Genomic DNA, 4475 nt, shown 5'->3' with positions numbered 1-4475 from the left:
CCGGTCCTTGAGTTCCTCACTGTACTTGCGTGGTGCTGCCATGCTCTCCATCCTTCACAGGTTCGAGAGCCTCCGACAGACCCGGGGCGGTTCACGCCATCTGGACCTGCAAGCATTGCAACCATCAATCAACCGATTGACCTAGACGACGTAGGCAAGCCCTCCCAACGCGCTCACGATAGGTGAGGCACCAGCTCACCCTTCGCGCTCAGTCTTACGTGAGGCACCCGCATCACCGTTCGGGTCGATCAGATTCTGTGCGTTGCAGTCGACCTGGCGCTCGAGCCGCATTCATGGGCGGGTTTGCTGAACTATTGGAGGCAGTAGCGGTCCGGTGGTTTGGTTTCGTCCAGTTGTCGGTCGCGGCGTCGTACTCGACCAGCCCACGATCCTCGAAAGCTGTCAGCCATCCGTCCATGGGCCACCACCCCCACCTGCGTCGGAAGAGTGCTCCGTTACGCAGGATGTCGTCGAGGTGTTCGACGGGAGGGTCGGACACCCGGTGGTACTGGTGGTATGCGTGCGCGCCACCGACCCAGGCGAGCCGATAACCCTGTGCGGCAGCAGACATGGCGAAGTCGGTGTCCTCTGCGCCGTACCCCCGATAGCCGGTGTGGAACCCGCGGATATTCCGCCAGTCGTGGGCATTAAGGGCGAACGAGAGTGACCAGAAGAGCGTGAGGTCACTGTCGAGGTGGACCTCACCATCCGGTGGGTCGGGGCGAGCCGGATGCGGGTTCGTGTAGGCCGCAAGATCATCGTTGATCTGCCCCTGCTCAAGATAGGTGACAGGCCCACAACAGATTACGCTGTCGTCGTAGTGGTCATGGAGCGCACGCCGGTAGCGTGAGAACAACTCAGGTCCGGGTAGGCAGTCGACGTCGAGGAAGACCAATGAGTCGGCGCCGGCGGCGATCGCGAAGCGGGCACCGATGTTCCTCGCGCTGGCAAGCTCGAGACCGTCTGCACCGCTGTCGATCTCGACGACTTCTACGGACTCCCCGGAGCCGACGATCGAGCGTACGTTCGCGTCGTCCATGGCGACCACCACATGTAGCCACGGTCTGTTGGGGCTATGCGCGACTGTGTCGAGTTGACGTTGTAGGTGATCGTGCCGGCCCGAAACGATGGTGATCAGTGCCAGTAAGCCGCCTGCGGCGGTCATCGGAGCAACGCCTCGATGGCTGCGGCGGCTCGCCCGGCGGCCCCGTCGGTTTGCCACCGTGACCAGTCGGCGTTGGTGACTGACGATTCGTGCAGGATCTTTGCCCAGTCGTCGGGCTCGGGCCACTCGCTCCTCACTTGTGCCAAGCCCTCTCGTTCCAGAGTGCATGCCGTCGCGTCCTGCTCAGCGAAGGGACGGCGTTGCGGGATGACGACTGCGGGGCGTCGGGCCGCAGCGACGTCTGCCACGCTGCCTTGACCAGCGTTGATCACCACGACCTGCGCACTGCACAAATACGGCCACGGATCGTCGGTCCAGGTTCCGAAGGCGGGTCCCAGGCCGACCACCGTCAATCCCGGGTGTCGCTTGGTGATCAGCGAGACCACGGGTCGCTCCGACTCGCCACCGGTCCCGGACATGAGTAGCACGTCAGACGCGAGCGCCGGGTCGGGGGTGGCAGGTCGATACTCAAAGCGACTGATACCGCCGACGAAGGTAGTCTTTGAGATGAACTCGTCAAGCCAGGGAGGGCTGTACAGGTCGCCAGGCCATGGTGCGATGATCGCGTCGGCCACCTCGTATGCGCGGCGGTGTGTCGGATCGGCGCGGTCACCTGGCATCGCCACGACTATCACCGGAACGCCGAGAAGCCGCACGAACAGAGCGATCTCGACTGAGACGTCGACGACCACTGCCGCTGGCTCGTGTTCGTCGGCGAATCGCGCGATCTGCGCCATCCGACGGCAAAGTCCACGATCCCCACGCGGAGCCCAATGGAGGACTCCGCCCGCGGTGGGGTCCCTCGGATCCAGATTCTGATCGTCGCGGTCGAGTGCGATCACATCTGTGAAGTCCTCTCCAACGATGTCAGCGCTGCTCAGCGCAACCACCGGAGCGGAAAGATGACGTGCGATGGCCTCAGCACGCGTTCGATGACCGGACCCTTGGTGATGGATGTAGTACCCGATCATGCGCGTAGCGCCTCGTCCTGAATCAGTTCTGCGTAGAGGTCTTGATATTTCTCAATCATCACTTCCTCCGAACAGTGCTGCTCCGCGTGGTCGCGGACCGCCTTGCGGTCGAATCGCTGTGCGTCGATCGCAGCTTTGGCCAACTCGTCGACGTCATCCGGGGCGACGAGGATCCCTGCCTGAGTTCCGACTATCTCCGGAATGCCTCCTCGGCGGAAGGACGCCACCGGGGTCCCACACGAGAGCGACTCGGCGACCACCAGACCATAAGGCTCGTCCCAGACCGGGCTGACCAATGTCACCGAGGACCGGCCCACCAGGTCTGCGAGCTTGTGATGGTCGAGGTGACCGACATACCGAATCCGTTCGTCGAGAAAAGGTTCGACCCTATCGGCGTAGTAGCTGAGGTCGCTGATCGGTCCCGCGATCCGGAGACCGATGTCGGCGCGGCGAGCGGCGTCGATCGCCAGGTGCACGCCCTTCTCGGGGACCAGACGTCCGAACCAAACGGCGTCCTCCCCGCCAGGGCCGGGGGCCCAATCGCGCACTTGGACGCCGTTATGAATCACTGGGACAGCGTCGAGGATATGTGACCAGGCATCCGCGGTGTGCTGGGACACCGCGACGCAGCGGGTCTGGTCGGCGATCGTCATCGCCGACTCAAGCCATGGTGTCGGTGGCGTGTGCAATGTCGTGACCATTGGAGTGGCCACAGCGTCGGCCATCGCCACCGGGAGGTGGTGGAGGCTGTGATTGTGGATGACGTCGAAGCGCTCAGGGTGAGCAGCTAGGTCGACCATCAACGACAGATAGGCGTGGTGTTCGCGCAACACCTGCTCTGGCGGCATCGACACATCGGCACGCGCGGCATGAGATGGTTCGAATATGTTGGTGTGCAACATATCTGTGTCAGGACCTTCGTCCGACCCCGGGCCCGCGAACAAGGTCACCTGGTGACCAGCGGACGACAGCGCGCGAGTCAGATGCCATACGTGGGCCTCGAGTCCGCCTGCGAACGGTTGCGTGATCGGATAACTGCTCGATGCGATCACGGCGATGCGGAGTCGACGATCAGGCATCAATGCATCGCCTGTACAGGGAGTCGTGCCGATGCGAAAGCCACTCTCGCTGAGCCGACCGATCAGCCCACGAGGCGGGCGGAGTCTTGCGTGAGTAGGCGCTGGCTAGTGCAGCAATCAGGGAGCTGGGGTCGAATTCGGTCTCGGTGAAGACGAATTCGTCGAGGTCCTGCTGCTCACGGTAGAAACCGCAGTTCGGCGCGATAACCGATGTTCCGAGATCGTGACACGCTTCGAGCCAACCCGAGTGTGTGCCGAAGCGGTATGGCAGCACGGACACCGACAGCTCCGACAGATAATCCCAGAGCTGGGCGTCACTGAAGAACTGGTGCACCCGCAGGCGAGCGCGTCGATGGCGACTGAGTCGCTCGACCGTCGCCGCGAAGCCGGGATTGTGCCAGTGGTTGTCAGGATCGTAGATCTCGGCGTGGACATTGATCTGGATGACAACGTCATCGTATTCGACTGCCGCGTCGAGCAGCGTGGCGATCACCGGCTCCGGGTCCATATTGGCCCGAATGCTCTTCGCATGGACGCCTACCACGAATTCATCTCTTTCGTTTTTCGTCCAAGTGGTGAAACGGCTCGCCGGTACGACGTGCGGATGCGGTAGCACAGTTACCTGCCTCCCCCACCGCTGCGCCGCCTCAGCGGCCGCACCAGGCGTGAGGGTGAGCACCTCATCGGCTGCTGGAACGAGAATGTCGAGGATCTGTTCGTGGGCACCCGGCTCGGGATGGTGCGGGTTGCGGAGGTCGTGAAGCGTGTAGACCAGTGGCTTGCCATAGTGCCGCAGGCGTTCGACAACAGCTGACATGGTTTCAGGTTCGACCGCGTCGAACCCGAAATGGATATGGAAGATGTCAAAATCAGAGTGGTGATGCTCGATCCAGACGGGATCGAGCATCACCGGTGGCCACCACCCGCCAGCAACCTTGCGGCCGTCTTCGGGCTCAGGGTCCAACAGACGCACGGCACCGGGCGGTGACGATGTCGCGCTGAGATGACGAACATAGACGTGCGACGACGGTACGGACGCCACGCGCACAGGACTTGACTGCAATTCGACCTCGTTCCGCTGGATCGGCTCTTCGGGAACGGCTGAGGCTCAACCGAAACACGCTGCGCCAAAGATGGGCTTGGCGTGTCTTTTCAAAGTACCCACGAGATATTGTCAAGACCTGTGGATGAGCGGTTTTCAGGCGGCCTCCTGGGTGCCTGAGGTGGCGTCGGGTTCGACGAGTTTGCCTTTCTCGAAGG

At 62.5% G+C, this 4475-nt stretch carries 4 protein-coding genes; all 4 read right to left on the bottom strand.

Going from position 1 to position 4475, the window contains the following annotated elements:
• Positions 1–232 precede the first annotated feature (232 nt).
• Genes ACWDSI_RS20310 through ACWDSI_RS20295 form a run of 4 tightly spaced genes read right to left on the bottom strand, consistent with a single transcriptional unit; the run spans position 233 to position 4278 of the window.
• Positions 233–1165, bottom strand: coding sequence for a glycosyltransferase family 2 protein (locus ACWDSI_RS20310; RefSeq protein ID WP_138985318.1), 933 nt, complete (start codon positions 1163–1165; stop codon positions 233–235).
• A complete protein-coding gene (locus ACWDSI_RS20305; RefSeq protein ID WP_449757667.1) occupies positions 1162–2136 on the bottom strand; it encodes a hypothetical protein in 975 nt (324 codons plus the stop codon). The genes ACWDSI_RS20310 and ACWDSI_RS20305 overlap by 4 nt, the downstream gene beginning before the upstream one ends.
• Positions 2133–3215 carry a glycosyltransferase family 4 protein gene (locus ACWDSI_RS20300; protein ID WP_449757666.1) on the bottom strand — a complete coding sequence of 361 codons (1083 nt, stop codon included), beginning with the start codon at positions 3213–3215 and terminating at the stop codon, positions 2133–2135. Before ACWDSI_RS20300 ends, ACWDSI_RS20305 begins: the two co-directional genes overlap by 4 nt.
• Complete coding sequence (locus ACWDSI_RS20295; RefSeq protein WP_449757665.1) at positions 3208–4278, bottom strand: glycosyltransferase family 1 protein; 1071 nt, start codon at positions 4276–4278, stop codon at positions 3208–3210. Before ACWDSI_RS20295 ends, ACWDSI_RS20300 begins: the two co-directional genes overlap by 8 nt.
• Positions 4279–4475 lie beyond the last annotated feature (197 nt).

Source organism: Gordonia sp. NPDC003429 (assembly GCF_053588575.1).
Note: the sequence above shows the minus strand (reverse complement) of the source record. Positions and strands in the feature narration are given on the sequence as shown.